This window comes from Streptomyces albus subsp. albus (genome assembly GCF_000719865.1).
In the GTDB taxonomy this organism is placed as follows: domain Bacteria; phylum Actinomycetota; class Actinomycetes; order Streptomycetales; family Streptomycetaceae; genus Streptomyces; species Streptomyces albus_E.
On record NZ_JOID01000045.1, the window covers coordinates 1 to 26,530 of the forward strand.

At 75.5% G+C, this 26,530-nt stretch carries 21 protein-coding genes and 1 pseudogene; 12 read left to right on the top strand and 10 right to left on the bottom strand.

Translation table 11 applies throughout. From position 1 onward, the window contains the following. Positions 1 to 310: 310 nt before the first annotated feature. Positions 311 to 3,925 (top strand): sodium/proline symporter PutP, encoded by a 3,615-nt coding sequence (putP, locus tag IF83_RS0128055; protein WP_051723495.1) that lies wholly within the window; start codon positions 311 to 313, stop codon positions 3,923 to 3,925. 69 nt (positions 3,926 to 3,994) lie between these two features. Here putP and IF83_RS0128060 read toward each other — a convergent pair whose 3' ends face one another. After that, positions 3,995 to 4,432 carry a DUF7144 family membrane protein gene (locus IF83_RS0128060; RefSeq protein ID WP_030548937.1) on the bottom strand — a complete coding sequence of 146 codons (438 nt, stop codon included), beginning with the start codon at positions 4,430 to 4,432 and terminating at the stop codon, positions 3,995 to 3,997. Positions 4,433 to 4,635: 203 nt separating this feature from the next. Between IF83_RS0128060 and fdhD the strand changes: the two genes are divergently transcribed. From fdhD to IF83_RS0128085, 5 genes are all read left to right on the top strand, one after another. Continuing rightward, entirely contained in the window at positions 4,636 to 5,463 is an 828-nt protein-coding gene (gene fdhD / locus IF83_RS0128065; RefSeq protein WP_030548939.1) for a formate dehydrogenase accessory sulfurtransferase FdhD, read from the top strand. Between the two features lie 340 nt (positions 5,464 to 5,803). Further along, complete coding sequence (locus IF83_RS0128070; RefSeq protein ID WP_030548941.1) at positions 5,804 to 7,627, top strand: AMP-dependent synthetase/ligase; 1,824 nt, start codon at positions 5,804 to 5,806, stop codon at positions 7,625 to 7,627. Positions 7,628 to 7,870: 243 nt separating this feature from the next. Then, positions 7,871 to 8,704: an aldo/keto reductase gene (locus IF83_RS0128075; protein WP_030548942.1), complete on the top strand. Its 834-nt coding sequence runs from the start codon at positions 7,871 to 7,873 to the stop codon at positions 8,702 to 8,704. Between the two features lie 121 nt (positions 8,705 to 8,825). Beyond that, entirely contained in the window at positions 8,826 to 10,766 is a 1,941-nt protein-coding gene (locus IF83_RS0128080; RefSeq protein WP_051723496.1) for an ABC transporter ATP-binding protein, read from the top strand. A 110-nt stretch (positions 10,767 to 10,876) separates the two neighbouring features. Then, entirely contained in the window at positions 10,877 to 11,377 is a 501-nt protein-coding gene (locus IF83_RS0128085; RefSeq protein WP_030548948.1) for a ribonuclease FAU-1 family protein, read from the top strand. Here IF83_RS0128085 and IF83_RS0128090 read toward each other — a convergent pair. The 3 genes and pseudogenes from IF83_RS0128090 to IF83_RS30805 all read right to left on the bottom strand — a co-directional run. Continuing rightward, positions 11,352 to 11,657: a hypothetical protein gene (locus IF83_RS0128090; protein ID WP_208605949.1), complete on the bottom strand. Its 306-nt coding sequence runs from the start codon at positions 11,655 to 11,657 to the stop codon at positions 11,352 to 11,354. The two genes, IF83_RS0128085 and IF83_RS0128090, sit on opposite strands and share 26 nt — an antisense overlap. After that, positions 11,654 to 12,094, bottom strand: coding sequence for a DUF1622 domain-containing protein (locus IF83_RS0128095; RefSeq protein ID WP_030548952.1), 441 nt, complete (start codon positions 12,092 to 12,094; stop codon positions 11,654 to 11,656). Before IF83_RS0128095 ends, IF83_RS0128090 begins: the two co-directional genes overlap by 4 nt. 125 nt (positions 12,095 to 12,219) lie before the next feature. Then, positions 12,220 to 12,452, bottom strand: a pseudogene (locus tag IF83_RS30805) (TetR/AcrR family transcriptional regulator); the annotation flags it as partial. Positions 12,453 to 12,996: 544 nt separating this feature from the next. Between IF83_RS30805 and IF83_RS0128105 the strand changes: the two are divergent. After that, on the top strand, positions 12,997 to 13,563 hold the full coding sequence (locus IF83_RS0128105) for a sigma-70 family RNA polymerase sigma factor (protein ID WP_208605951.1): 567 nt from the start codon (positions 12,997 to 12,999) through the stop codon (positions 13,561 to 13,563). A 314-nt stretch (positions 13,564 to 13,877) separates the two neighbouring features. Next, positions 13,878 to 14,774 carry an anti-sigma factor gene (locus IF83_RS0128110; RefSeq protein ID WP_030548954.1) on the top strand — a complete coding sequence of 299 codons (897 nt, stop codon included), beginning with the start codon at positions 13,878 to 13,880 and terminating at the stop codon, positions 14,772 to 14,774. Positions 14,775 to 14,970: 196 nt separating this feature from the next. On the opposite strand, the gene IF83_RS0128115 is transcribed toward IF83_RS0128110, so the two are convergent. Beyond that, positions 14,971 to 15,276, bottom strand: a complete 306-nt coding sequence (locus IF83_RS0128115; RefSeq protein ID WP_030548955.1) for a 4a-hydroxytetrahydrobiopterin dehydratase — start codon at positions 15,274 to 15,276, stop codon at positions 14,971 to 14,973. Positions 15,277 to 15,388: 112 nt separating this feature from the next. Between IF83_RS0128115 and IF83_RS0128120 the strand changes: the two genes are divergently transcribed. After that, positions 15,389 to 16,249: a helix-turn-helix domain-containing protein gene (locus IF83_RS0128120; RefSeq protein WP_030548957.1), complete on the top strand. Its 861-nt coding sequence runs from the start codon at positions 15,389 to 15,391 to the stop codon at positions 16,247 to 16,249. A gap of 131 nt (positions 16,250 to 16,380) precedes the next feature. Next, positions 16,381 to 17,472, top strand: coding sequence for a fatty acid desaturase family protein (locus IF83_RS0128125; protein ID WP_030548959.1), 1,092 nt, complete (start codon positions 16,381 to 16,383; stop codon positions 17,470 to 17,472). A 28-nt stretch (positions 17,473 to 17,500) separates the two neighbouring features. Here IF83_RS0128125 and IF83_RS0128130 read toward each other — a convergent pair whose 3' ends face one another. The 3 genes from IF83_RS0128130 to IF83_RS0128140 form a co-directional block, all read right to left on the bottom strand. Further along, positions 17,501 to 19,753, bottom strand: a complete 2,253-nt coding sequence (locus IF83_RS0128130) for a phage holin family protein (RefSeq protein WP_030548961.1) — start codon at positions 19,751 to 19,753, stop codon at positions 17,501 to 17,503. Between the two features lie 154 nt (positions 19,754 to 19,907). After that, the gene (locus IF83_RS0128135) at positions 19,908 to 20,402 is read right to left on the bottom strand and encodes a hypothetical protein (protein WP_030548963.1); all 495 of its coding nucleotides are present in this window, start codon (positions 20,400 to 20,402) and stop codon (positions 19,908 to 19,910) included. Continuing rightward, entirely contained in the window at positions 20,399 to 21,298 is a 900-nt protein-coding gene (locus tag IF83_RS0128140) for a ketopantoate reductase family protein (protein ID WP_051723497.1), read from the bottom strand. The genes IF83_RS0128135 and IF83_RS0128140 overlap by 4 nt, the downstream gene beginning before the upstream one ends. A gap of 504 nt (positions 21,299 to 21,802) precedes the next feature. Between IF83_RS0128140 and IF83_RS0128145 the strand changes: the two genes are divergently transcribed. Together IF83_RS0128145 and IF83_RS0128150 are read left to right on the top strand one after the other, a co-directional pair. Then, positions 21,803 to 22,582 (top strand): MBL fold metallo-hydrolase, encoded by a 780-nt coding sequence (locus IF83_RS0128145; protein WP_030548971.1) that lies wholly within the window; start codon positions 21,803 to 21,805, stop codon positions 22,580 to 22,582. A 23-nt stretch (positions 22,583 to 22,605) separates the two neighbouring features. Next, positions 22,606 to 23,247 (top strand): DedA family protein, encoded by a 642-nt coding sequence (locus IF83_RS0128150; RefSeq protein ID WP_394297390.1) that lies wholly within the window; start codon positions 22,606 to 22,608, stop codon positions 23,245 to 23,247. Positions 23,248 to 23,286: 39 nt separating this feature from the next. On the opposite strand, the gene IF83_RS0128155 is transcribed toward IF83_RS0128150, so the two are convergent. Further along, positions 23,287 to 24,489, bottom strand: a complete 1,203-nt coding sequence (locus IF83_RS0128155) for an MBL fold metallo-hydrolase (RefSeq protein WP_244177248.1) — start codon at positions 24,487 to 24,489, stop codon at positions 23,287 to 23,289. Between the two features lie 346 nt (positions 24,490 to 24,835). After that, entirely contained in the window at positions 24,836 to 26,365 is a 1,530-nt protein-coding gene (locus IF83_RS34375) for a hypothetical protein (RefSeq protein WP_030548983.1), read from the bottom strand. Positions 26,366 to 26,530 lie beyond the last annotated feature (165 nt).

Genomic DNA, 26,530 nt, shown 5'->3' on the forward strand with positions numbered 1-26,530 from the left:
CCGCCACACCCTGCCCCACCCCGTCACACTCCCCCGCGGCGGCACCTCCCCCGGCCACCCCCGGCCTCCCCCGTCCCGCCACTCCCCGTCCCACCGTCACCCGCGCGGCGCAGCCGTCCGGCCGGCCCGGCCCGCCGGACGGAGCGCGGCCGGACCCACGCCCGGCCCACGCCGGACATCCACACAACATGGGAAAAGGCTCACAAGACCATAAATGGGTTAATCTGCGCTCATCCCTTGGTTGCCCCCGCGGGCCGCGGCCCCGCCCACGGGGGACCATCCAAGTCCACCAGGCCTCACAGGTGAGGACATGTTCGATCCGAGCGCACCGGTCGTGACCGTCTTCGCGGTCTATCTGGTCGCCGTGATCGCCGTGGGGCTCCGGTCCTACCCCCGCATCCGCACGTTCGCCGACTTCGCCCTCGGCGGCCGCCGGCTCCCCCCGCTGGTCGCCGCCCTGTCCGCCGGGGCCAGCGACATGTCCGGCTGGCTGTTCCTGGCCCTCCCCGGCGCGGTGTACGCGGCCGGCGTCGGCGCCACCTGGATCGCCATCGGGCTGGCAGCCGGAACGTACCTCAACTGGCTGTTCGTCGCCCCGCGGCTGCGCACCTACACCGAGCGGGCCGGCAACGCCGTGAGCCTGTCGGCCTATCTGGAGGAGCGGTTCGAGGACCGCACCAGGCTGCTCCGGATCGTCACGGCCGCCGTCACCGTCGTGTTCTTCACCCTGTACGTGGCCGGCGGACTGGTCGCCGGCGGGCTGCTCTTCGATCAGGTCTTCGACGTTCCCTACGGCCTCGGGGTGACGCTGACCGCCCTGGTGATCGTCGTCTACTCGTGCCTCGGCGGCTTCCTCGCCGTGAGCCTGACCCATGTGGTCCAGGGCACGCTGATGGCCCTCGCCCTGGTCGTCCTGCCCGCGACCGGCATCGCGATGCTGGGCGGGTTCGGGACGCTGGGCGACGAGCTGAGCCTGCGGACGGCCTCGCTCCTGGAGATGGGCTCCCGGGCCGAGTACTCCAGCGGCCAGTGGTCCGCCGGCAGCCCGCTCGGCGCCGTCGCGATCGTCTCCCTGCTCGCCTGGGGCCTCGGCTACTTCGGCCAGCCGCACATCCTCGCCCGCTTCATGGCCATCCGCAGCATCCGCGCCGTCCCGGCGGCCCGGCGCATCGGCACCCTCTGGGTGCTCGTCGTGCTCACCGGCGCCTCGCTCACCGGCCTGGCCGGGATCGCCCTGCTCGACGAGCCGCTCGCCAACCCCGAGACCGTGTTCATCGCCCTGACGGAGTCCCTGCTCAACCCGTGGATCGCGGGCATCATGCTGATCGCCGTCCTGGCCGCGATCATGTCGACCGCGGACAGCCAGCTGCTCGTGTCCTCCGTCGCCCTGACCGAGGACTTCTACCACGCCTTCCTCAGCCGGAGCGCCCCGGACAAGGTGCTGGTGTGGGTCGGCCGCGGCGCCGTGGTGGCGGTGACGCTGACCGCCTGCGTCATCGCGCTCGAGGGCGGCGGCGTGCTGGACATCGTGGCCCACGCCTGGGCGGGCTTCGGCGCCTCCTTCGGCCCCGTCGTCCTCCTCTCCCTGTACTGGCCGCGCATGACGTGGGCCGGGGCGATGGCCGGCATCGTGACGGGCGCGGGCGTCGTCCTCTTCTGGGGGCGCGTCAACCAGCTCCTCGGTCCGCTGGAGACCGGCGTCTACGAGATGGTCCCGGGCGTGCTGGCCGCCACCGCCGCCGCGCTGCTCTTCGGCCGGTGGGCCGGCCGCCCCCCGCAGCGCGCCTTCTGGCGGCTGCCGGGAGGCGGGGTGAACCAGCTGATGCTGGAGCCGTCCCTCGGCCAGGCGCCGATCGGCATGGCCATGGTCGACAGCGATCTGCGGTACGTCTGGGTGAACAGGGTGCTGGAACGCATGGCCCCGCTGGAACAGCGGCTGGGACGGCGGGTGACGGACATCCTGCCCCGCCGGCAGGCGGAAGGGCTGGAGGAGCGCATGCGGGCCGTGCTGGAGAGCGGCGAGCCGGTGCTGGACTACGAATTCGGCGGCCCCGGCTTCACCGATCCGCGCCAGGAGCGGGCGTACTCGGTCTCCATCTTCGGCATGGAGGACCGGCACGGCCGGCGCGTCGGGATCTGGTACATGGTCATCGACGTCACCGACCGCTGGAAGGCCAAGCAGCGCCTGGCCCTGCTGAACGACGCCAGCGCCCGGATCGGCAGCACCCTGGACGTGGCGCTGACCGCGCAGGAACTCGCCGACGACACCGTGCCCTCCCTCGCCGACTTCGTCGCCGTCGACCTGCTGGAGTCGGTGGTGCGCGGGGAGGAGCCCGCTCCCGGACCGGTCGACGGCACCCCCGCCCTGCGGCGGGCGGGGCGGAAGTCGGTGGGCGGCGGCCGGGAAGCGGGACCGGGCGCGGGCGAGAGCGTCCGCCCTTCCCCCGACTCCCCGGCGATCCGCTGCCTGCTCCGGGGCAGGACCCTGGTGGAGTCGGGCCCCGGCCTCGAGGACAGGGCCTGGCCGGCGGACGATCCGGCACTAGCGGCCTTCGCCGCCGCGTCCGGGCTGCACGCGATGATGGTCGTGCCCCTGCGGGCCCGCGGAGTCTTCCTGGGCGCGGCCGTCTTCCTCCGGTCCCGGCGCCTCGGAGCCTTCGAGGAGGACGACGTGCGGCTCGCCGAGGAACTCGTCTCCCGCACCGCGGTGAGCATCGACAACGCCCGCCGCTACGCCCGCGAGCGGACCGCGGCCCAGACCATGCAGCGCTCCCTGCTGCCGCACGGGCTGACCGGGGGCTCCGCGCTGGAGGTCGCGTCCCGGTACCTCCCGGCCGACGCGCCGAGCGGGGTGGGCGGCGACTGGTTCGACGTGATCCCGCTCTCCGGAGCGCGGGTCGCGCTGACCGTCGGGGACGTCGTCGGCCACGGCATCAACGCCGCCACCACGATGGGGCGGCTCCGCACGGCCGTGCGCACCCTCGCCAATCTGGACCTCCCGCCGGACGAGCTGCTCGCCCATCTGGACGACCTGGTCACCGATCTGATGGGGCCCGACCCGGACGGCTACGCGGAGGAGCCGCCGGCCGCGGAGAAGGAGAGCGTGGCCGCCACCTTCCTCGGCTCCACCTGCCTCTACGCCGTGTACGACCCGGTCGGCGGGCGGTGCACGCTGGCCCGGGCCGGTCATCCACCGCCCGTGGTCGTCCGCCCCGACGGCACCGCCGAGGTGCTGGACCTGCCCGCCGGGCCGCCGCTGGGCCTGGGAGCCCTGCCGTTCGAGTCCGCCGACTTCACCCTGGAGGAGGGCAGCCTCATCGCCCTCTACACCAACGGCCTCCTCCAGGCGTACGACGTGGACATCGAGGTCGGGCTGGCCCGGCTGAGCGGGGTCCTCACGGCCGCGCGGCCGGGACTGGAGGAGACGGGCGACCAGGTGATGGAGGCCCTGCTGGCCGGCCCGCCCTCCGACGACGCCGCCCTCCTCCTCGCCCGGACCCGGGTCCTGGACTCGACCCGGGTCGCCTCCAAGGAACTGCCCGGCGACCCGGCCGTCGTCTCCGAGGCCCGCGCCTTCGTCACCCGGCAGCTGACGGAGTGGGAGATGGACGATCTGCTGTTCACCACGGAGCTCATCGTCAGCGAGCTGGTCACCAACGCCATCCGGCACGGAACCGGGCCGATCACGCTGCGTCTGATCCGGGAGCGCGCCCTGATCTGCGAGGTCTCCGACACCAGCAGCACCTCGCCCCGGCTGCGCCACGCCCGGACCACGGACGAGGGCGGCCGGGGCCTGCTGATCGTCGCGCAGCTCGCGCGGCGGTGGGGCACCCGCTACACGGCGGACGGCAAGGTCATCTGGACGGAACAGGCCGTCCCGTCCGGCACGGCGCCGTCCGCGGCCGTCGTCGTCCCGGAGATGTGACCCCGGCGGTCCGCGACGAGCGGGCCGCCCCCCGCGCGGGGGGACGGCCCGGGCGGACCCGCCGCGGTCTCAGGGGGCGAGCGGGCTCTCGGGCCGCCAGGTGCTCAGCGCCCACAGGACCAGCAGGTCGATCCCGATGAGGACGATCGCCCAGACCGGGATGTACGGCAGCCACAGGAAGTTGGCGACCAGATGGATCGAGACCAGGATGATGGCGGTGTAGCGCGCCCAGGACGCTCCCTGCACGACGCCGTAGCCGGTGAACGCCACCAGCACGCCGAGCGCCAGGTGGAGCCAGCCCCAGCCGGTCAGATCGACCTCGAAGACGTAGTCGCCGATCTCGGCGAAGACGTCGTCCTCGGCGATGGCGGCGATGCCCTGCAGGACACCGAGGACGCCGGCGATCAGCAGGACGGCTCCCGCGAAGACCGCGGTACCGCCGGGCCCCGCGGTGCTGCGGGTGGCGGACGCGTGAGCGCTCGCCGGGGTGTGTGGAGCCTGGCTCATGACTGCCTCCCGGGCCTGGGCCGCGTACGGCGGCGGCGGTGGCGCCGGGCCGGCGGGCCGCCGGCCGGAACCTGCCGTTCCTTTCCAGGCTAGGCAGAGGCGTCCCGGCCCCGCATCCGGAGCCGGGACGGGGCGGGGGGCGGCGCCGCCGTTCCGGGGCATACGGTGGCCATCGGGTCGGACGCGCAGGCGGGAGACAGCACATGGGCCGGGTCACCGAGCGGCGGCGGGTGGTACGGATTCGGGACGGCGCGGTGAGCGCGCGTCCCGACACGCTCGTCGCGGAGGAACCCCTGGAGATCCGGCTGGGCGGCAAGCCGCTCGCCGTCACCATGCGCACCCCCGGTGACGACTTCGCGCTCGCGGCGGGCTTCCTGGTCAGCGAGGGCGTCCTGGGGCGGGCGGAGGAGCTGGCCGGCATCGCCTACTGCGCCGGGGCCACCGACGGCGGCGGCAACACGTACAACGTGGTGGACGTCCGGCTCGCCCCGGAGGTGCCGGTGCCCTCCATCACGCTGGAGCGCAACGTCTACACGACCTCCTCCTGCGGGATCTGCGGCAAGGCCAGCCTGGACGCCGTGCGGACCACGGCCCGCTGGCCGGTCGCCGACGAGCCGCCGGTCCGCGTCACGCCCGCGGTGCTGGCCGGGCTGCCGGAGCGGCTGCGCGCCGCCCAGCGGGTGTTCGACCGGACGGGCGGGTTGCACGCGGCCGGACTGTTCTCGCCCGAGGGCGAGCTGCTGGACCTGCGGGAGGACGTCGGCCGGCACAACGCCGTCGACAAGCTGGTGGGCCGGGCGCTGCAGGACGGGCGGCTGCCGCTGTCGCGGTGCGTACTGCTGGTCTCCGGGCGGGCCTCGTTCGAGCTGGCGCAGAAGGCGGTGATGGCCGGGATCCCCGTGCTGGCCGCCGTCTCCGCGCCGTCCTCCCTCGCGGTGGACCTCGCCGAGGAGACCGGGCTGACCCTCGTCGGCTTCCTCCGCGGCGCGTCCATGAACGTCTACGCGGGCGCGGAGCGCGTCACCGTGTGAAGACCGGGGGCGGGAGCAGGACCGGGGACGGGGCCGGCGCCGGAGGCGTGCCCGGCCTGGGCGGACGCCCCGCGAGCCCCGCGAGAGGCGGCCGCCGTGAAGAGATCCGCCGTGAAGCGCCGGTGACGGACCGGCGGGGATCGCGTGAAGACGGTGAAAGGCCAACTGACCCCCGAGTCAGTAATCGGCCGAGGTCAGCGCACGGCTCCGCCATTCCCCCACCTGACCTGCACATTTACCGCACCCTACGGTTGCGGTGCGAACCTCACGCCGATCCGGATCCATCGGGTACCGTCGCCGGGCTGTGCGAAGTGCCGAGGAAGTTCCGAGGAGGGATGCGTTGCGCGACATCTCCACCCCCGCTGTCACGACGGCGCCCCAGGCCGGCGGCCTGGCCGACGCCGTCTACGACCGTGCCGCCCGCGAACCGGACAAGGTCGTGCTGGGCCGCAAGTCGGACGGCGTGTGGCGGGACGTCACCGCGGCGGAGTTCCACGACGAGGTGCTGGCGCTCGCCAAGGGGCTGATAGCCGAGGGCATACGCTTCGGCGACCGTGTCGCCATCATGTCCCGGACCCGCTACGAGTGGACCCTCTTCGACTTCGCCCTGTGGAGCATCGGCGCCCAGCCCATCCCCATCTACCCGACCTCCTCCGCCGAGCAGGTCCTGTGGATCCTCCACGACGCGGACGTCGCGGCCTGCCTCGTCGAGCACGAGGACCACGCCATGACGGTCGGCTCGGTGATCGACCGGCTGCCGCGGATGGGCCGGCTGTGGCAGCTCAACGCCGACGCCGTCGGGCAGCTCACCGCCGCCGGCGCGCACATCGAGGACGACGTGGTGCACCGTCACCGGCGTGCCGTCACCCCGGACTCCACCGCCACGGTGATCTACACCTCCGGCACCACCGGCCGCCCCAAGGGCTGCGTGCTCACCCACGCCAACTTCCTCTTCGAGACCGACACGATGGTCACCCGCTGGGAGCCGGTCTTCCACTCCCGGCCCGGCGACGAGCCGTCCACCCTGCTCTTCCTGCCGATCTCCCATGTCTTCGGCCGGATGGTGGAGGTCGCGGGCATCCGGCACGGCGTCAAACTCGGCCACCAGCCGAACCTCGCGGCGAGCGAACTCCTGCCGGACCTGGCCGTGTTCCGGCCCACCTTCATCCTCGCCGTGCCCTACGTCTTCGAGAAGATCTTCCACGCGGCCCGGCGCAAGGCGGAGGCCGAGGGCAGGGTGGGCCCCTTCGACAAGGCCGTCGACGTGGCGGTGCGCTACGCCGAGGCGCTGGAGGACCGGGCCTTCGGGGCCGGCTCCGGGCCCGGCCCCGGGCTGCGGCTGCAGCACCAGCTCTTCGACAAGCTCGTCTACGGCAAGCTGCGCGCGGCCATGGGCGGCCGCATCCGCCATGCCATGTCCGGCGGTTCGGCGATGGAACGGCGGCTCGGGCTGTTCTTCGCCGGGGCCGGCGTCACCGTCTACGAGGGCTACGGGCTGACCGAGTCGACGGCCGCCGCCACCGCCAACCCCCCGGAGCGCACCCGCTACGGAACCGTCGGCCCGCCGATCCCGGGCACCTCCGTGCACATCGCGGAGGACGGCGAGATCTGGCTCCACGGCGGGAACGTCTTCAGCGGCTACCTCAACGAGCCCAAGGCGACCCACGAGACCCTGCGCGACGGCTGGCTGGCCACCGGCGACCTCGGCTCGCTCGACGAGGACGGCTACCTCACCATCACCGGGCGGAAGAAGGAGATCCTGGTGACCTCCGGCGGGAAGAGCGTCTCGCCGGGCCCGCTGGAGGAGCGCGTGCGGCTGCACCCGCTGGTCGCCCAGTGCATCGTCGTCGGCAACGACCGGCCCTATGTCGCCGCGCTGGTCACCCTCGACCCGGAGGCGGTGGAGCACTGGCTGAAGATGCGCGGCAAGCCGCGGCTCACGGCCTCGGAACTGGTGCGCGACAAGGAGCTGGAGACCGAGATCCGCCGCGCGGTCGTGGCCGCCAACACCATGGTGTCGAAGGCCGAGTCGATCCGTACCTTCCGCATCCTGTCGGCGCAGTTCACCGAGGAGCAGGGGCTGCTCACGCCCTCGCTGAAACTCAAGCGCAAGGCCATCGAGTCCGCGTGCGCCGACGAGGTCGAGGCCCTGTACCGCACCTGAGCCCGTCGCGGCCGCCGCCGCCCGGGAGCTGTGTCGGCGCCGCGCCCGGCCTTCCCCGGGAACGGGGGCCATGCGGAATACCCTTACCGGATACCGGAACGCGGAATGCGCGGCCGTCATCGATCGTCCGATCAGGGGCAGAAGCCGCCGTGGCACCGCGGCGTCCGAGTCACCGCACGGCGACCGACCCACGGCGACCGACCACGACGACCGAACCACGACGACCAGAAGGACCGACCGCCCGTGAGCAACGTCCCCTCCATCGCCCTCAACAACGGTGTCCGCATGCCCCAACTCGGCTTCGGCGTCTGGCAGATCCCGGACGACGAGGCCGCGGCGGCCGTGACGACCGCGCTCGAAGCGGGCTACCGCAGCATCGACACCGCCGCCGTCTACGGCAACGAGGCCGGCACCGGCGCCGGCATCACCCGCTCCGGCCTCCCCCGCGAGGACATCTTCGTCACCACGAAGGTCTGGAACAGCGACCACGGGTACGACGCCACGCTGCGCGCCTTCGACACCTCGCTCGCGAAGCTCGGCCTGAGTTACGTGGACCTCTACCTGGTCCACTGGCCGCTGCCCCGGCGCGACCGCTACGTCGAGACGTACCGCGCCCTGGAGAAGATCCTTCAGGACGGCCGCGCCCGGGCGATCGGCGTCTCCAACTTCCTCCCCGATCACCTCACCCGGCTGATGGACGAGACGTCCGTCGTGCCCGCCGTCAACCAGATCGAACTGCACCCCTGGTTCCAGCAGGCCGCCTCCCGCGCCTTCCACGCCGAGCACGGCATCGCCACCGAGGCGTGGTCCCCGCTCGGGCAGGGCAAGGGCCTGCTCGACGAGCCCGTCCTCACCCGGCTCGCCGAGCGGCACGGCCGCACGCCCGCGCAGATCGTGCTCCGCTGGCATCTGCAGCTCGGCAACGTGGTGATCCCCAAGTCTGCGAACCCGGCCCGGATCAAGGAGAACTTCGACGTCTTCGGCTTCGATCTGGACGCGGACGACCTGGCGGCCCTCGCCTCCCTGGACTCCACCCGGCGCCTGGGCGCCGACCCGGCCACGGCCGACTTCGTCTGATCCCCTTGTCCGGCCCGCGCCCGGCCCGCGGCGCGGCGTCACCGCGTCCGCGCCGCGGGCGGCGGGCCGGCCCGCAAAAGCCGTTGACCTCACGTCGACTTGAGCTTCTACGGTTGCCGTCATGGACATGGAAGTCACCGCGTGGACCTCGCTCCACCATGCCGCGAACGCCACCCGCAAGGACGACGGCCGGCCCTTCTCCCGCGACACCCTCCGCCGCATCGGCGCCTTCGCCCGCCCCCACCGCACCCGGCTGAGCTGGTTCCTGCTGCTGAGCGTCGTCACGGCGGCCCTCGCCGTCGCCACCCCCGTCCTCGCCGGGCGCGTCGTCGACGGCATCGTGAAGAGCGCCGCCGTGGGCACCGTCACCTCGCTGGCGGTGCTCATCGCCGGCATCGCGGTGGCCGAGGCCGGGCTCGGCCTGCTGGCCCGCCGGCTCTCCGCCGGGATCGGCGAGGGGCTCATCCTCGATCTGCGCACGGCCGTCTTCGACCATGTGCAGCGGATGCCCGTCGCCTTCTTCACCCGGACCCGCACCGGGGCCCTCGTCAGCCGGCTCAACAACGACGTCATCGGGGCGCAGCGGGCGTTCAGCGACACCCTCTCCGGAGTCGTCGGCAATCTCGTCACCCTGGCGCTCACGCTGGTGGTGATGGTCAGCCTCTCCTGGCGGATCACCCTGCTGGCGCTGCTCCTGCTGCCGGTGTTCGTACTGCCCGCGCGCCGGATGGGCACCCGGCTGGCCCGGCTGCGGCGGGAGGCCGCGCGCTACAACTCCGAGATGAGCACCCAGATGACGGAGCGCTTCTCGGCGCCCGGCGCGACGCTGGTGAAGCTCTTCGGACGGCCCGCCGAGGAATCGGACGAATTCGCCGCCCGCGCCCGGCGGGTGCGCGACATCGGCGTCCGCACCGCCATGACGCAGACGGTGTTCATCACCGCGCTCACCCTGGTCTCCGCCCTCGCCCTGGCCCTCGTCTACGGCCTCGGCGGCTTCTACGCGCTGCGCGGCAGCCTGGAGCCGGGCGCCGTCGTCGCGCTGGCGCTGCTGCTCACCCGGCTCTACGCGCCGCTGACCGCCCTGGCCGGGGCCCGGGTCGAGGTGATGAGCGCCATGGTGAGCTTCGAGCGGGTCTTCGAGGTGCTGGACTTGAAGCCGCTCATCGCGGAGAAGCCGGACGCGGCGCGGGTGCCGGAGGGCCCGGTGTCCGTGGAGTTCGACCGGGTGTCCTTCGGCTATCCGTCGGCGGACAAGGTGTCCCTGGCCTCCCTGGAGGAGGTCGCCGTGCTCGACACCCGGGGCGGCACGGAGGTGCTGCACGAGGTGTCGTTCCGCGTCGAACCGGGCCGCATGGTCGCGCTGGTCGGCTCCTCGGGCGCCGGCAAGTCGACCATCGCGCAGCTGCTGCCGCGGCTGTACGACGTGGACAGCGGGGCGGTCCGGCTCTCCGGCACGGACGTCCGCGATCTGACGGCCGAGTCGGTGCGGCAGACGGTCGGCCTGGTCACCCAGGACGGCCATCTCTTCCACGAGTCGGTGCGGGCGAACCTGCTGCTGGCCCGCCCGGAGGCCGGCGAGGAGGAGCTGTGGGAGGTGCTGCGCCGGGCCCGGCTCGACGGACTGGTCGCCGAACTCCCCGACGGCCTCGACACCATCGTCGGCGAACGCGGCTACCGGCTCTCCGGCGGCGAGCGCCAACGGCTGACCATCGCCCGGCTGCTGCTGGCCCGGCAGCGGGTGGTCGTCCTGGACGAGGCCACCGCGCATCTGGACTCCACCTCCGAGGCGGCGGTGCAGGAGGCCCTGGGCGAGGCGCTGTCCGGGCGGACGGCCGTGGTCATCGCGCACCGGCTGTCCACGGTGCGGGCGGCGGACGAGATCCTCGTCGTCGAGGACGGCCGGATCGCCGAACGCGGCACGCACGAGGAGCTGCTGGCCCGGGGCGGCCGCTACGAGGAGCTGTACCGCACCCAGTTCGAGGAGCCGGGCGCCGGGGCGGCGGCCGTCTCCCCCACGGAGACCGTCACGGGCACGGCGGTCGGAACGGCGGGAATCGCGTGAACGGCCCGGGAGACAGCGACGGTCGGCGGGGCGGAGACGGCGCGCAGGCGGTGAACGGCGCGGGCGGGGTGAACGGCACGGGCGGGGTGAACGGCGCGGGCGGCGGTCGGCTGGCACCCGGAGCCGAGGTGACCGTGCGGCTGGTGAAGTCGCCCCGGCCGGACGTGCGGTATCCGGCGACGGTGGTCGGGGACGACGGCACGAGGGTCGTCGTCCGGGCCCCCTGGGCGGGTGCGGCCGTCCGCGACTTCGGCTTCGTCCGGTTCGAGACGGGCGATGTCTTCACCGAGCACTTCTGGCGCGACCGCTGGTACGCCGTCAAGGAGGTCCGGGCGGCGGACGGCACCCTGAAGGGCTGGTACTGCGACGTGACGCGGCCGGCGCGGGTGACGGACGAGGACGGCGGCACCCTCGTCGTCGCCGACCTCGACCTCGACCTGTGGCGGTCGGCCGACGGCCGCCGCGTGCTCCGCCTCGACGAGGACGAGTTCGCCGCGAGCGGCCTCGCCGCACGCGACCCGGACGCGGCGGCCCGGGCCCTCGCGGCCCTGGACGAACTCGAACGCCTCGCCCGGCAGGGCGGGTTCACCGCGCTGACCGGGTCCGCGTAGCCCGGCCCCGGCCCGCGCTGCCGCCGTCCCGGGCCTGCGGCAGCGCGGAGGGGACCATGCCGACCATGGCGATCTTCCGTACCGCGACCACGGCGGCCACCACCAGGATGCCGTTCCAGGACAGATCGTGGGACAGCCGCAGCAGACCGGCCGCGGTGAGGAAGTCCAGCAGCACCTGCAGGGCGAGACGCGGCCTGCGGGTGCCCGCCCAGGCGGCGAGGGCGGAGAGCAGACCGGCCGCGGTGACCAGCAGCGCGGCCGTCTCCAGCAGGGAGCTCACCGCCCCGGCTCCCCGGCGGAGCGCGGCCCGGTCTTCTTCCGGTCACCGGGCGGGCCCGGCAGGTCGTCGCCGCGTTCGAGCTCCGCGCGCTCGTGGGCGATCTCCCGGGCGAGGAAGAAGTTCAGCGCGGTCCGGATGGCGGCGATCGCGGCGAGCTGCCCGATCTCGGTGAAGCTGGGGGCCACCGCCGTGCGCAGCACGTCACCGGCGAGCTGGAACTCCAGGCCGAGCGCCAGGAACCGGCCCAGGGTCAGCCGGATCCGGTTGAACCCCCGCGACCGGCCGCGCTCCCGCACCAGGGCCGTCAGGAAACGGGCGAAGGACCAGACGGCGCCGGTGAAGATGACCAGCGCGCCGGCCGCCTCCACCAGACGGACCAGCAGCTCGACGGCATCGCGCAGCCATGATTCCGGAAGGAGCTCCACAGAAAGGATCACGCCCACGCGGTACCCGCCGGCCGGGCGTCCTACCGCCGCGGCCGCCCCGCCGGCCCCCCTTCGACCCGAACGGCCGCCGAAGGCGCCGCGCGCCGCACCGAGAGGGCTGCCCGCGCACCGGCCGCTTACTCCGCCGCCACGATCCGCTCCACCGCTGCCGTCACCAGGTGTTCGCGCTCCGCCTCCGTAAAGACGTCCGGCAGGGTGAGCTGCTCGACGATGAGCCAGTTCAGGGCCGGCATGAGCAGCTTGACGGCCGTGGCGTCGCCGGGGGGCCGGATGCCTCGTGGTAGGCGACGTTGGCGTCGATGTCGGCCCGGACCCGCTCGGTGAGGATCCTGCGCAACTCCGGACGGCGTCAGGGACCGCCGGGGCGGCGGCCCGGAACGGAGGGGCGGACGGACGGCGGGCCTGCCGCTGACCGGACCCCGGCCGGACCGGTCCGGCGGACGACCGAGTACATCCCCCTCCGTCTCCGTACTGTCCTGCATGTGCTGTCCGGTCATCAGATTCCTGCCCGCGGCCGCCGGCGCCCGGCCGCTGCCGGAGGCGGCGCGGGGCCCCGGCCGCGCCGGACCCGGTCCGGGGACGGGCCGCAGCCCGCGGCGCCCGGCCGGGTGCCCTGGTCCCGCGGTCTTCCGGCTTCCCGGCCCATCCGCGCGGCGTCCGGCTCCGAATGACGGACGGGGCCGGGTTTCCGTGACCCGGCCCCGTCCCCGCCCCCGTCCCGCCGCACGCGTCACGACGGCACACCGGCCGGTGCTTCCCCCGGCCGCCCCCTGCTTCCTGGAGGACGACATGACGTCAGCCCGCACCGGCCGCCACGGGAGCGGCGCCCCGCCGGCGCCCCGGTCCCGGCGCCGGAGAGCCGGAGGTGCCGCGGCGTGAGAGAAGCCGTCTTCATGGGCGAGGTCTCCGCCCCCGGCCCCGATCTCGGGGCCCTGCTGGGCAGGGTCGCGCGGGGCGATCAGGAGGCGTTCGCGGCGGTGTACGACGTGGTGGCCGGACCGGTGCTCGGTCTGGTGCGCCGTGTGCTGCGCGACCCCGCGCAGTCCGAGGAGGTCACTCAGGAGGTGCTGGTGGAGATTTGGCGCGGCGCGGCCCGCTTCCGGCCGGACCGGGGCAGTGCCATGGCCTGGGTGATGACCCTCGCGCACCGGCGCGCGGTGGACCGGGTGCGGTCGGTGCAGGCCAGTTCCGACCGGGAGCACCGGGCGGCGCTGCTGGACCGCACACCGGCGTTCGACGAGGTGACCGAGCAGGTCGAGGCGCGGCTGGAGCGCGAGCAGGTGCGGCGCTGCCTGCGCGGTCTGACCGAGCTGCAGCGGCACGCGGTGACGCTCGCCTACTACCGCGGCCTCACCTACCGCGAGGTCGCAGAGTTGCTGGGGGCCCCGCTGGGCACCGTGAAGACACGGATGCGCGACGGGCTCATCCGGCTGCGCGACTGCCTGGGGGTGACGGCGTGAGCAGGCGCGGAGGCCGCGGAGGCCACGGAGGCCGCGGGGAGCGCGGCCGGCCCGGTCGCGGCGGGCCGGGCGGCACCGGCTGGTTCGACGGCCCGGGTGCGGGCGGCCCGGGCGGGCGGCCGGGAGGCACTGACGAACGGGGCGGCCCCGGCGGTCCGGCGCGCCTCGGCGGACCGGGCGGGTACGACCACCCCAGCGGCGCGGGCGAAGCCGGTGAACCCGGCGGATTCGGCGGGCACGGCGGGTACGACGGCCCGGGCGGGTACGGCGGGGGCGGCGCGGGCTCCGGGGCCGGGGACGGGGACGGCTCCGATCTGCACACGCTCACCGGCGCCTACGCCCTGCACGCCCTGCCGGAGGACGAACGGGCGCGTTTCGAACGACACTTGGCGGTCTGCACGGCCTGCGAACAGGAGGTCCTGGAGCTGTCCGCGACCGCCGGAAGGCTGGGATCGGCCGTGTCGGTGGAGCCGCCGCCGGAGATGCGGGAGCAGGTGCTGGCCCGGATCACCTCGGTCCGCCAGGACCCGCCTGGTGTGCCCCGCCCGGCACGGCCGGAGAGCTCCCGGCCGCACGGCGCCCGGCCGCACAGCGCCGGAATACGCGATACCGGAACACGCGGTGCCGGAACACGCGGTGCCCGGCCGGACGCCGGAGGCGGAGAGGACGGCGGCGGGCGCACCCGCGCGGCCGGCGGCGGACGGCGCGGCTCGCGCGGAATCTCGTACTTCGTTCTGGCGGCGTGCCTGGCCGTCCTGGCCGGCGGGCTCGGCGGAGTGGCGGTGTGGCAGCGGCAGGAGGCGCGCGACGCCCGGGCCGAGGCGCGGGCGGCGGAGCGGCGCTCGGAGCAGCTGGCCCTGGTCCTGACGGCGCCGGACGCCCGCACCGGTTCGGCCCCGCTGGGCGACGGCGCCAACGGGACGGTGGTGGTGTCGCGCTCCGAGGACCGGGCGGCGTTCCTCGCCTCGGGGCTGCCGGAACTGCCGGGCGGCAAGGTGTACCAGCTGTGGTTCGACGACGGCGGGACGATGCGCTCCGCCGGCCTGCTCACGCTCGCGGCCGGGGAGGACACGGGCTCCGCGGCGGGGGCGGTGCTGATGGAGGGCCGGGTCGGCGGGGCGGGCGGGGTCGGCGTCACGGTGGAACCGGCGGGCGGTTCACCGCAGCCGACCACCGAGCCGCTGGCACTGATGGAACTCCCGGCGGTGTGATCCCCGGCCGCCGCCGGGACGGGCGGTCCGAGACGGGAGGGGCCGGACAGCCCCGCGGTCCCGCGCCGGGCCTCGGGGTACCCGGGCGCGTGCTCTGCCCGGGGCCGTGCCCGGCCGTCGTCTCCCGCTCCGTCCCCGGGCCGTGCCGGGCGCCGGGGCGCCGGGGGCGGAACAGGTGCGGCCCGGCCCCGGATCGTCAGGCCACCCGGTGTTCCACCGCGATCTGCTCGATGCGGTGGGCCAGTTCGGTGTCCAGTTCGGTGATCTTGCCGCCCGCGCTGTGGGTGTTCACCGACACCGTCAGCTTGTTGTAGCTGAGCGTCAGATCGGCGTGGTGGTTCAGGCTCTCCTGGACCCGGGCGATCTCGGTGACGATCGCCGCCGCGGCCAGATGGCCCGCGAAGGTGTAGGTGCGCTCAAGGCGGTCGCCGGTGGACGACCAGCCCGGCAGCTCGGTGAGAGCGTCCTGGATCTCCTGGGGCGAGAGCGGTTGGGGTGCCACGGGTCTTCCCTCCGTCGGATACCGTTCCTCCGCCTGCCACCGTGGCACGCCGCGTCCGCCGCGCGCCACGGCCCCGGGGCTCTGTCACTCTCCTCGGCTACCGTCAGGCGGCATGACGACGCATGCGGGGGACACCGGAACGACCGCCCGGAACGGAGCGGGGGCGCTGCTGCGGGGCTGGCGGGAGCTGCGCCGGATCAGCCAGCTGGAGCTGGCGCTGCGCGCGGACTCCTCGGCCCGGCACATCAGTTTCATCGAGACCGGCCGGTCCCGGCCGAGCCGCGAGCTGCTGCTGCGGCTGGCGGGGCAGCTGGACGTCCCCGTGCGGGAGCGCAACGCCCTGCTGGTGGCCGCCGGTTACGCCCCGCAGTTCCCGGAGCGGCCGCTGGACGACCCGGCGCTGGAGCCGCTCCGCGCGGAGCTGGAGCGGCTGCTCGCGGGCTACGAGCCGTATCCGGCGTTCGTGGTCGACGGGACGTACACGGTGGTCGCCGCCAACCGCGGGCTGGCCGCGCTGCTGGAGGGCGTCGCAGCTCCGCTGCTCCAGCCTCCGCTGAACGCCCTGCGGGTCGCGCTCCACCCGGGCGGCCTGGCCCCGCGCATCCGGAACCACGCCGAGTGGCGCGGCCATCTGCTGGGCCGGCTGGAGCGGCAGCTGCCGCTGGTCCGCTCCGCACCGCTGCGCGCGCTGTACGAGGAGCTGCGCGACTACCCGGCACCGCCCGCGCCCGCCCCCGCTCCGGGCCGGGGGGCCGCGCCCGCCTCACCCGCGTCCGCCTCGCCCACCGCCGGGGAGCGGGAGCCGGTCGCGCTGCCGATGCGGCTGGAGCACGGCGGGCGGGTGCTCTCCTTCGTCTCGACCATCGCCACCTTCAACACCCCCATGGATGTGACGGTTTCGGAGCTGGCCATCGAGACGCTGCTGCCGGCTGACGCCGAAACGGGGGCATATCTGCGGGCCACGGCGCCCTGAGCCCCGTACACGCCGCATGCCCCGCACGCCCTGCACCCCGCACGCCCTGCGCCCCGGGGGGGCTTCCCCCGTACCGGCCGGCGGGCTGCCCGGATGGAGGCAGTGCCTCCGGGTGCCGCACACTCGGTTGTATGACGACAAGCACCGAGGCCCCGGGTACAGCCCGGGCCGCCTCGGACACGGTCCATCATCCCCGTACGGCGGAATCCGGCAGTGATTTCGCCCGGCTGGCGAAGCGGATCTCCCGCGCCGGCCTCCTGGAGCGCCGCCCCCGCTACTACGCGATCCGGTTCTCCGTGGTCGCCCTGCTCTTCGCGGGCGGCTGGACGGCCTTCGTGTTCCTCGGCGACTCCTGGTGGCAGGCGGCCGTGGCCGGCTTCCTCGGCCTGGTCTTCGGGCAGATCGCCCTGCTGACCCACGACCTCGCCCACCGCCAGGTCTTCCGCCGCCGGCGGCCCAGCGAGATCGGCGGACGGCTGTTCGGCAATCTCGGCATCGGAATGAGCTACGGCTGGTGGATGAACAAGCACACCCGGCACCACGCCAACCCCAACCACGAGGAGCTGGACCCGGACGTCGCCCCCGACATCCTGGTGTGGTCGGGGAAGCAGGCACAAAAGAGCCGGGGCCTGCCCCGGTTCATCGGCCGCCGGCAGGCGTATCTGTTCTTCCCGCTGCTCACCCTGGAGGGCTTCAACCTCCATGTGTCGAGCGTCCGGGCGCTCTTCGCCGGGGGGATGAAGCGGCGGGCCCTGGAGGCCGTCCTGCTCTCCGCGCACATCGCGGTCTATCTGGGCGCGCTGTTCCTTGTCCTCTCCCCCGGCAAGGCGCTGCTGTTCCTCTTCGTCCACCAGGCCGTCTTCGGCGTCTACCTGGGTTCGACCTTCGCGCCCAACCACAAGGGGATGCCGACCTTCACCGGCGACGACCGGCCCGACTTCCTGCGGCGCCAGGTGCTCACCTCACGCAATGTGCGCGGCGGGCGCCTCATGGACATCGCCCTGGGCGGGCTGAACCACCAGATCGAGCACCATCTCTTCCCGAGCATGGCCACCCCGCATCTGCGCCGGGCCCGGGCCATCGTCCGCGAGTACTGCGCGGAGCTGAGCATCCCTTACCACGAGACCGGACTGATCGCCTCGTACGGTGAGGCACTACGCCATCTGCACGCCGCCGGCGCTCCGCTCCGGCGAGACGGGCGGGCCGCCGCTCCCGCCGCCTGAGCGGTACGGGCGGCCCGGCTGCGCGCGGTCAGCGGACGCGTTCGCCCGGGCCGTCCGCCGGGGGCGACAGCGGCGTCCCGGGGGCGCCGATCTCGGGCACGCCGGTCGCGGGACCGGTCCCGGGCGTGCCGGTCGCGTGGGCGCCGCTCGGGCCGGCGCCGGTGCCGGGTGCGCCGGGCCGGGCCGCGCCCGTCTCGGCCAGCCAGCGGCGCAACACCCCGTGCAGTGCCTCCGCGCCGGTGAGGATCTCGCCCCCCGGCGCCGGCGGGGACAGTTCGGCGGGCCGGAGCAGGAAGGCGTGGCCCTGCGCTCCGCCGAGTCCGCCGTGCGAGCCGATCTGCGCCTCGAAGGCGTGCACCCGCCCGGTCGTCGGGTCGTAGGCGGAGTTGACCATGATGTCCGCGGCGTGCGGGAAGGCGGCGGTGCGCCGGACCGCGTCCTCGGCCTCCGGGCCGAAGGGCGCCAGCGGGTCCGTACCGATGACGACGCCCTGGTCGAGCCGGTGCTCGCCGCCGTGCGGGCCCAGCACCACGTCCCCGTACTCCTCGCTGCGCACCAGGACGAAGCCGATGCCGGGGTGTTCCGCCAGTGTGCCCAGCAGCGCCGGGTGGCGGCGGTCGATCTCCTCCCGGCTGACCCGGCCGGGCAGGTCGGGGAAGCTGATCAGGCCGAGGTTGCCGGAGCCGAGCACGATCGGCCCGGTGCCGCGGCCGCGCCGGGTCTCCCGCTCCTCCTCGTCGGCGCGGTGCAGCGCCGCCCGGGCCACCGCCCGCGCCTCGGCGCCGGTCACCTCGCGGTCGGCCCGCCGTCCGGTCAGCGGCCGGGAGCCGGACGGGCCGCCCCGGCAGCCGACGCGGACCAGCTCCTCCAGGGTGGTGCCGAAGGCGTCCGCGAACGTCCGGCCGGGGCTCTGCCCGTGATCGGAGAGCAGCACGATCCGGTAGGCGCGGGGCGCGTGGGCGGCGGCCTTGGCGAGGAGCCGGACGCTGCGGTCGAGCCGGGCCAGCACCTGCTGGGCGTCCCGGCTGTGCGGGCCGGAGTGGTGGGCCACCTCGTCGTAGGCGACGAGGTCGGCGTAGATCACCGAGCGCCCGGCGAACAGGTCGCCGATGACGGCGGCGACGACCACGTCCCGGGAGACGACGGTCGCGAAGGCGCGGATGAACGGGTAGAGCCCGCCCCGCTTGACGCGCGGCTCGTCACCCCGCGTCCGGGCCCGCACGGACTGCACGATCTCGCGGAACACCTCGGCGGTGAAGGACAGGGCGGTGCGCGTGGCGTTGGCCGGGTCGGAGAAGTACGCGAAGTAGCCGGCCCGGGAGCGGATGCCGCGGCCCCGCCGGGCGGCCACGGAGAGCACGAGGGCGAGCTGCTGCGCGCCGCCGCTGAACAGGTTCCCGCGGCTGGCGCCGTCCTCCGCCAGCAGCCCCCGGTCGCCGGTGCGGTCGACGGCGCGGCGCTGGAGTTCGGCGACGCTGCTCGGGGAGGAGCACACCATGACGCGGCCGGTCTCCTTCTCGTACCAGCGGAAGGCGGGGACGTCGTGGTTGGTGCCGTGCAGGATGCCGAGCTGGCTGGCGCCGGTCTGGCTGGACCAGTCGGTGCGCCACATCGACAGCACGTGGCTTCCGCTCCCGACCCAGGACGCGACGGTCTCCATGACGGGCGGCAGCACCCGGCCGGTGCCGGGCAGGGTGCGGGGGCTGACGGCCTCGCTGAGGACGTCGAAGCCCACCCCGTCGAGCTGGAGGAAGAGGGTGCCCGGCCGGGCGGACGGGCCGCCCTCCCCGTCGCGCCGGGGGCCGGGCCGGTGCCGGTGGGCGAGCCGGCGGAGCCGCCGCCGGTAGGCGCCGTCGTCACGGACGGCGAGGGCGGTGCTGGTGGCGGAGGCGACGGCGGACATGATGGCGGCCACCGCCACGGCCGTCTCCGGCCCGGCCTCGCTGCCGCCGTCGGGGACCAGCCGGAGGGCGAGCAGCAGCATCGAGCCGTTGAGGAAGAACACCAGGACGCCGAGGAAGAACGCGGGCACCAGCAGCAGCGCGCGCACCAGCAGCGGCCAGACCAGCGCGCTCAGCAGGCCGAAGGCGCCGGCGCCGATGGCGGCCGTGCGGGCGATCGTCGTCGGGCTGTCGCCGCTGGGCGACTGGATGCGGAAGTCCGGCAGGATGCCGGCGAGGACGAGCATCGTGAGCGTGCTGACCGCCCACACCGCGAGCACCCGGAACACCGCGCCGCCGACGGCCCGCCACCATCTGCCTGGTACCACGCACGTTCCCATCTCGCCGGTCCGCCCGCCCCTCCGGGCGTGCCCGCACCCTGAGGACGTACGGGCGCTCCCCAGCCTGTCACAGCGCGGGGCCCGGCACGGGCGGGCCCGGGCGGGGGTCGCGGAGCGCGGCGGCGCGGTTCGGCCACCCGGGGGCGCGCGGCCGTCACGGCGGGATGCCCAGGTCCGCGCGGGCGGCGTCGTAGAAGGCGGCCCGCGCGTCCCGGGCGGCGGCCACGGCCTCGGACCACGCCGCGGGGTCGCGCCCGCCGGCGCGGACCAGGCGGTGCATCTCCCGGACCGCGGCCGACCAGCGCCGGGCCGCCGCCACGGCGTCCGCCGTGCCGAGCAGCAGCACGCCCTCCCAGGCGGCGTCGCCCCGGTCGAAGGAGGCGGCGAGCGCGGGCTCCGCCTCGTCGGGGCTCAGGGGGTGGGGGTGCGGGTCGGCGCCGTGGTGGGCGGCGGCCCGCCAGAGCAGACTCGTCGTGGACTTCACCGCACGGGCGTAGTCGGCGTAGGCGGTGATACGCCGTTCGTCCCAGCGAACCTTCTGCTCCCGGCGGAACCGGGCCCGTTCACCCGCGGTCACGGCCACGTACGAACCGGCCGCACCGATCACCACGCCGAGCAGCGCCGGGAGCTGCCCGAGGAAGCCGCTCACCGCGCGGTGCGCTCCCGCAGCTCCGCGACGATCTCCGCGGTGAGCGGGGCCGGGAGGCCGAGGCGCTCGGCGGCGCGGAGCACCGAACCGCCGATCGCGTCGAGCTCCAGGGGGCGGCCCGCCTCGGCGTCGCGCTGCATCGAGGACTTCATGGAGCCGGGGGCGCCCTCCAGGAAGCCGAGGACCTCCCCCGGCTCCGCGGTGGCGCCCGCGGCGCGGGCGACGGTGCCGATCTCGTCGAGCAGGGCGAGCAGTTCGGGCCGCCGCTCCTCGCGGACCGCGCCGACGGTGCTCGCGTAGCGGGTGGTGAGCAGGGCCATCGGGGCGAGGAAGACCAGCTTGTCCCAGAGCAGGGCGGTCTCGTCGTCCCGTACGGTCGCGCCGAGCCCGGCCTCGCGCAGCAGTGCGGCGGTGCGGTCGAGACGGTCGCGGGGCACGGTGCGGCCGGCGAGTTCGATGGCGGCGAAGGGGCTGGTGTGGTCGATGCGGCCGGGGGCGACGCGGGTGGACTCGACGCGGATCGTCGCGGCGGCCACCTGCTCCGCCGGGTAGCGCTCGCGCAGCGGGCCGAGGTGGTCGGCCCCGTTGAGCAGCGGCAGCACCAGTGCGCCGCCGATCGCCTCGGCCGGCACCCGCTCCAGGGCGTCGGCGAGCGCCGTCTCCTTGACGGTGACGAACAGCAGATCGACCGGTTCGCGCAGTCCGGTGTCCGCCTCCACCGGGACGTGGAACGCGCCGAAGCGCCCGCTGGTCACGTGCAGGCCGTCCGTGCGCAGCGTCCCGGCGGTCTCCGCTCCGGCGAGGCACACCACCCGGTGCCCCGCGCGGGCGAGCAGCGCGCCGACCAGTCCTCCGACGCCGCCCGGGCCCAGTACCGCCACTGTCGTTGGGGTCACGGTCACTCTCCTTGTCGCCGTATCGCCATGTCGCCTTACCGCGTCGCCCGCCGTACCGCGTTGTCCGCCGTACCGCGTTGCCGCCGCACCGCGTTGTCCGCCGTACCGCGTTGTCCGCCGTACCGCGTTGTCCGCCGTACCGCGTTGTCCGCCGTACCGCGTCGACGCCGCACCGTGCTCCGGCCGCTTCCCGCCGGTGTCCCGGCCGCGGACACCGGCCCGGTCGCCGCCGCTGCCGCGGACGCTGTCACCGCCGCCGGCGCGGTTCCCGTGCTCCGGCCGCCCGTCACCCGCTCGTCAGCCGCCACCCGGGGCGGCCCCACCGTACCGACCGGCGGGTACGAGGGCGGTCGCGGGGCAGACGGTGCACCAGCGGTATGGCCGTCCGGAGGCGGTCGCCGGGCGCGGTCCCGGCGGCCGCCGCACCCGGCGCCGTACCCGGCCGTGCGGCTACGCTCGGCTGTGAGACGCCGCCGCGGCGGCGGGGATTCCGGGAGGTGGCGGGTGCCGGTCGAGATCACATGGTGGGGACATGCCACCGCGACGGTGACGGATTCCGGGGTCCGGGTGCTCACCGACCCCCTGTTCGTGCAGCGGCTGGCGCATCTGCGCCGCCGCCGGGGCCCCGTGCCGCCGCCCGAGGCGGCCCTGGCCGACGTCGTACTCGTCTCCCATCTGCACGCCGACCACCTCCACCCGCGCTCGCTGGCCCGGCTGGAGCCGGGCACCCGGGTGCTCGTGCCGCGCGGGGCGCTCGCCGCGGTGCCCGCGCTGCGCCGGCTGGCGGCCGGGACGCTGCGCGTCACCGAGGTCGCGCCCGGTGACGAGACGCGGATCGGCGATCTCACGGTGCGTGCCGTGCCGGCCGCGCACGACGGGCGCCGGCTGCCGTACGGGCCCAGCCGGTCCCCCGCCCTGGGCTATGTGCTCCACGGCGAGTCGACCACCTACTTCGCGGGGGACACGGGTTTGTTCGACGCGATGGCGGACGTGGTGGGCCCCTGCGATGTGGCGCTGCTGCCGGTCGGCGGCTGGGGCCCGTATCTGGGCAGCGGCCATCTGGACGCCTCGCGCGCCGCCCGCGCGGTCGCCCGGCTCGCGCCGCGGTGCGCGGTGCCGGTGCACTACGGCACGTTCTGGCCGATCGGCCTGGACGCGGTACGGCCGCACGAATTCCACTCCCCCGGCGAGGAGTTCGTCCGGCACGCGACATCGCTCGCCCCGGAGGTGGCCGTGCACCGGCTGGAGCACGGGCAGAGCGTGCGGCCGGAGGTCGCGCGGTGACCGACGGGACCGTGCACCGGGCCCTGCCCGGCGCGGTGGGAGACCTGCTCGGCTGGGTGCCGGCGACATCGCCGCAGACCTTCGTGGGCTACCCCTCGCTGTTCCTGCTGGTGGCGCTCGGGTCGCTGGTGCCGGTGGTGCCGACGGGCGCGCTGGTCAGTTCGGCGGCGGCCGTGGCCCTCCACCACCAACTGCCCGGACTCACCCTGCCGCTGGTGTTCACCGTGGCGGCCCTGGCGGCCTTCGCCGGCGACGTCCTCCTCTACTGGCTCGGGCTGCGCGGCGTGCGCTCGGACAGCGGCTCCCGCTGGCTGGAGCGGCTGCGGGACCGGGCCGCGCCCGACCGGCTGGAGGCGGCGCGGCGGAAGCTCGACGAGCACGGGGTGACGGTGCTCGTGGTGTCCCGGCTGGTGCCGGCCGGGCGGATTCCCGTGATGGTGGCGTGCCTGCTGGCGAAGGTCCCGCTGCGGGACTTCCTGCGGGGTGACGGGCCGGCGAGCCTGGCCTGGGCGGCGGCCTACCTGCTCGTCGGGATCACCGGTGGCGCGCTCTTCCCCGAGCCGTGGCAGGGCGCCCTGGCGGCGGTGGCCCTGGCCCTGGCGATCAGCGCGGCCCCGGCCGGCTGGCGCCGGGTCCGGGAGGCCGGCCGGCGCCTGGCGGACTGACCGGCGGGGCCGGCCGGTCCTCCCGGCCGGCCCTCCGGGTCAGCCCTCCGGCAGGATGCGGGAGCCGCCGACCGGGAGGTCCCAGAGCTGTTCGCGGGGGCGCCCGGTGCGCTGCCACGCCGCGCGGACCCGGGTGAGCGGCTCCAGCGGGGGCTCCGCGGAGAGCAGGAACGTCGCCCAGTGCATCGGCGCCATGTGCCGCGCGCCCACGTCGAGGCAGGCCTGCACGGCCTCCTCCGGGTCGGTGTGGACGTCGCGCAGCATGTCGGAGGGGTCGTAGGCGCCGATCGGCAGCAGGGCGAGGTCGATCCCGGGCAGCCGGGCGCCGATCTCCGCGAACCAGTGGCCGTATCCGGTGTCGCCCGCGAAGTACACGCGGCGGCCCGCCGGGTCGGTCAGGACCCAGCCGCCCCACAGGGAGCGGCAGGTGTCGGTGAGGGTGCGCTTGCTCCAGTGGTGCGCGGGGACGAAGTCGAAGCGGACGCCGCCGCCGTCCGCGGCGGGCAGCTCCACGGCCTCCCACCAGTCGAGTTCGGTGACGCGGGTGAAGCGGCGGCGCCGGCACCAGGCGCCGAGCCCGGCCGGCACGAACAGGTGGGTGTCGCGGGGGAGCCTGCGCAGGGTGGGGCCGTCGAGGTGGTCGTAGTGGTTGTGGCTGATGACGACGGCGTCCACCGGGGGCAGTTCCTCCCAGGGGACGCCGACGGGGGTGACGCGGGACGGGGTGCCCAGGATGCGGCGGGACCACACCGGGTCGGTGAGCACGGTGAGCCCGCCTATCCGCACCACCCAGCTGGCGTGACCCGCCCAGGTGACCGCGACGGTGGCGGGACCGGCGTCCGGCAGCGGGCCCGGCGCCACGGGCAGTTCGGAGATCTCCGTCAGGGCCTCGGCGGGGGGCCGCGACACCCCTTCGCGGGCCAGCCGCGCGAGGCCGGCGACCCCGGCGGGCAGCGGCGCGGTGAGCCGGTCGGCGAAGGACCGGGGCCAGCCGCGGGTCTCGCCGAGGGGGCGCGGCTCGGGCAGCGGTCCGGTACGGGGACGGGGGCCCGGCCGCCCGAGCCCCGGCGCGGGAGCGGTGGCCGAGGCCGTGGCGCTGACGGGGGCCGCCGTGGCGGTGCCCGGCCCGGTCCGGGACGCGGTGCCGGTCCGGGTCCGGGTCCCGGTTCCGGGCCCCGGACCGATTCCGGCCCCGGTACCGGGGCCGATTCCGGTGAGGAAGCGCTCCTGCCGTTCCGTCATCGCTGCTCCCTTGGCTCTCCCGCGGTGCCCTGCGGCCCACTGCCGACGAGGCGTCACACCCTTGCCGTATGCCCCGTTCCGTTGACACCGTTCCTGCTTCTGTCGGCCCGTCCGGACGGACGGCGCCGCGCCCCTCCGGGCCCGTCCGGCACACCGTCGGCCACCGCCGCGCCGCCCGCCGCCGGGTCCGCCGGCGCCGGGACGATCAAGGCCGGGGCGCCCGGTGCCGCAGCCGGTGCCGGGGCAACCGGAGCGAAGGCGACCGGAGCCGGGGCGGCCGGTGCCGTGCCGTCGGCCGGGCCGTGACCGGTGCCGTCGGCCGGTGCCCGTTCCCGTTCCGGTGCCGTCATCCGCCGCTCCACTCGTCGAGAGCCCTTGTCACCAGGGTCAGCGACCGGTCCGCGTGCGGCGAGTCCAGCGGGTCCGGCGCGGTGAGCGCCCGGAGGCGGCCCGCCTCGTCCGGTGGGAGCAGCGGGCCGGTGGTGAGCCGGACGCGGAGCGCGTCCGGGGCGTCGCCGAACCGGTGCGCGCCCGCCACGGGGAAGCCGAGCCGCCGCGTCAGGTGGTCCTCCAGCTCCACGGAGTCGCCGATCCCGCGGGCCGCGAGCGCGTCACCGAAGGGGCTGAGGTCGGCGTAGACCCGGTCCCCGGCGCGCGGCGGGCGGCACAGGGCGCCATGCCGGACGACGGTCCGGTACAGGGCGGCGGCGAGGATGCCGTGCAGCCGGGCGGCGGCCCGGAGCCGTTCGGTGACGGCGGGCGGTTCGGTGAGGGCGTGGGCGACGGCGGCGGCCAGCGGCGACGGCGGCTCGGCCCGTATCCCGGCGAGGACACCGCAGGTGGCGGCGCGCAGCCGTGCCCCGGCCCTGCCCGCCGGGAAGCGGGCGATCGCGGCGGGCCAGCCCGGCGGCAGCAGCGTGCCGCCGAGCCCCGTGAGGACGACGACGTGCTCGGGCAGCATCTCCGCCGGGCTGAGGAACACGGGCCGGCCCCGCCCCGTGCGCACCCCGGCCGCCGCGGGTGTTCCCGGTCCGGGCGCTCCCGCCGCGGGCGTCCCGGGCCGGGACGTCCCCGACTCCGGCATCCGCGGCCCGGACGTCCCCGTCGGGGATTCTCCGGCGGGCGACGCGGGCGCTCCGCCCCGCGCACGCCCTCCGCCGGTCGCGGGGCCCCTGCCGCCGGGAGCGCCGGCGCTGTCAGCGGCCGCGACGTCGACGGCCCCGTCCATGGCTCCGGCTCCGGCTCCGTCAACGGTTCCCGCATCGGCATCGGCCTCGCCTTCGGGGACGGACACGGGGGACGGATGGAGCGCGTCGCGGTCCGTCTCGTCGCTGATGATCAACAACCCCTCACCGGCCGCCGCTTCGCACACCTCGTGCAGCAGCTCGGGGGGCGCCGTGGTGCCCGTCGGGTCATCGGCCGGGGAGAGGACGAGCACCCGCGGTTCCCCGCCCTCGTCCCGCACCCGGCGGACCGTTTCCAGCAGGGCGAACGGATCGGGCACACCCCCGCACTCGGCGGGGACGGGCACGGGGTAGGCCGGGCGGCCGAGCAGCAGCGGCTGCGCGGAGTGCCAGGGGGCGCACGGGCGGGCCGTGAAGACGTCGCCGCCGGCCGCCGCGAGCAGCGCGAGCAGCAGGGGCTGCGGGCCGGCGGCGGCCAGGAGCCGCTCGGGGCCGGTGTCCAGTCCGCGCCGGGACCAGTAGCCGCAGGCGGCGTCGAGCAGCCCGGGTCCGCCGCCCACCGGCTCGGGCGCGCCCCGGCCGGCCGCCGCGGACAGCCGCTCGGCGAGTTCGGGGAGCACGGGCAGGCCGGGAGGTTCGGCCGGCGGCCCGAAGAGGGCCGGGCCACGCGGGTCCGGTGGCATCGGCTCCATCGGGGTACCTCCGTCGGGCCCGGTCGGTGTGACGGCCCTCACCTTCCACCTTCGCAGATCCCGCCCGGTCGGCAACGGCGGCCGGGGCCGCCTCAGAGGGCCGCGGGCCATGGGCCCGGAGGCCCGGGGGGCCGGAGGGGCCGGAGGGGCCGGGGGGCCCGGGGG

Bases quoted from the DNA above. Each gene is read 5' to 3' on its own strand.
- putP (WP_051723495.1), top strand. From the start codon at position 311: ATGTTCGATCCGAGCGCACCGGTCGTGACCGTCTTCGCGGTCTATCTG.
- fdhD (WP_030548939.1), top strand. From the start codon at position 4,636: ATGGGCCGGGTCACCGAGCGGCGGCGGGTGGTACGGATTCGGGACGGC.
- IF83_RS0128060 (WP_030548937.1), bottom strand. From the start codon at position 4,432: ATGAGCCAGGCTCCACACACCCCGGCGAGCGCTCACGCGTCCGCCACC.
- IF83_RS34375 (WP_030548983.1), bottom strand. From the start codon at position 26,365: ATGGAGCCGATGCCACCGGACCCGCGTGGCCCGGCCCTCTTCGGGCCG.
- IF83_RS0128130 (WP_030548961.1), bottom strand. From the start codon at position 19,753: ATGGGAACGTGCGTGGTACCAGGCAGATGGTGGCGGGCCGTCGGCGGC.
- IF83_RS0128125 (WP_030548959.1), top strand. From the start codon at position 16,381: ATGACGACAAGCACCGAGGCCCCGGGTACAGCCCGGGCCGCCTCGGAC.
- IF83_RS0128105 (WP_208605951.1), top strand. From the start codon at position 12,997: ATGGGCGAGGTCTCCGCCCCCGGCCCCGATCTCGGGGCCCTGCTGGGC.
- IF83_RS0128080 (WP_051723496.1), top strand. From the start codon at position 8,826: ATGGACATGGAAGTCACCGCGTGGACCTCGCTCCACCATGCCGCGAAC.
- IF83_RS0128120 (WP_030548957.1), top strand. From the start codon at position 15,389: ATGACGACGCATGCGGGGGACACCGGAACGACCGCCCGGAACGGAGCG.
- IF83_RS0128155 (WP_244177248.1), bottom strand. From the start codon at position 24,489: ATGACGGAACGGCAGGAGCGCTTCCTCACCGGAATCGGCCCCGGTACC.